The sequence below is a fragment of the Variovorax glucosi genome (genome assembly GCF_051216695.1).
Classification (GTDB): domain Bacteria; phylum Pseudomonadota; class Gammaproteobacteria; order Burkholderiales; family Burkholderiaceae_C; genus Variovorax.
Window position 1 is genome coordinate 1 of sequence record NZ_JBPJZE010000316.1, and the last position, 1,101, is coordinate 1,101.

Here is a 1,101-nt window from a genome sequence, read left to right on the forward strand (position 1 = left end):
CGAGCCGTACACACCAAGGACGCTGACCGACCCCGAGGCGCTGGAGAAGGAAGTGCAGCGCGTGCGCAAGGACGGCTACGCCATCGACCATGAAGAGTTCCTGCCGGGCCTGCTGTGCATTGCCACGCTGGTGCCGTCCGGCGACGACGCGCCCTCCAACCTGTGCATCGCGGTGCAGGCGCCAGTGATGCGGCTCGACGCGGCCAAGGCGAAGACGCTGCTGCCCGCGTTGCAACGCGCGGCACAGGCGCTGAGCCGCATCGATGCCGACGCGGCCCCCGACCGCGCACAGGCCTGAAGAACCCCACATTCCCCGAAAGCCCACCGTGACCGACACCGCCGACCTTCGACCCGACAGGATGCTCAGCGTGCGCGACGTGTTCGGCATCGACACCGACCTGCAGGTGCCCGCCTTCAGCCCGTCCAAAGCCATCGACGACCACGTGCCCGAGGTCGACGCGGTCTACCGCTTCAACCCCGACGTGACGCTCGCCATCCTCGCGGGCTTCACGCGCGACCGGCGCGTGATGGTGCAGGGCCTGCACGGCACCGGCAAATCGACGCACATCGAGCAGGTAGCGGCGCGGCTGAACTGGCCCTGCGTACGGCTCAACCTCGACGGCCACATCAGCCGGCTCGACCTCGTCGGCAAAGACGCGGTGGTGCTGCGCGAAGGCAAGCAGGTCACAGAGTTCCAGGAAGGCATCGTGCCCTGGTCGCTGCAACGCCCCGTGGCGCTGGTCTTCGACGAGTACGACGCCGGTCGGCCCGATGTGATGTTCGTCATCCAGCGCATCCTGGAGCGCGACGGCAAGTTCACGCTGATGGACCAGAACAAGGTGCTGCGGCCACACCCCTTCTTCCGGCTGTTCGCCACCGCCAACACGGTGGGCCTGGGCAACCTCAACGGCCTGTACCACGGCGCGCAGCGGCTCAACCATGCGCAGATCGACCGCTGGAACATCGTGGCTTCGCTCAACTACCTGCCGGCCGCCGAAGAGACCGCCATCGTGCAGGCGCGTGTGCCATCGTTAGCCGACGAGGCGGGCACGAAGCTCGTCGCATCGATGGTGGCCGTGGCCGACCTCACGCGCAAGGGCT

The 1,101-nt window shown here is 67.8% G+C and carries 2 protein-coding genes; both read left to right on the forward strand.

Features of this window, described 5'->3' with window-relative positions; all coding sequences use genetic code 11:
- The coding region (locus tag ACSFA3_RS25270) for an IclR family transcriptional regulator domain-containing protein (RefSeq protein ID WP_435508079.1) at window positions 1-298 on the forward strand (298 nt) is incomplete at its 5' end.
- A 28-nt stretch (window positions 299-326) separates the two neighbouring features.
- The coding region (locus ACSFA3_RS25275; RefSeq protein WP_435508080.1) for an AAA family ATPase at window positions 327-1,101 on the forward strand (775 nt) is incomplete at its 3' end.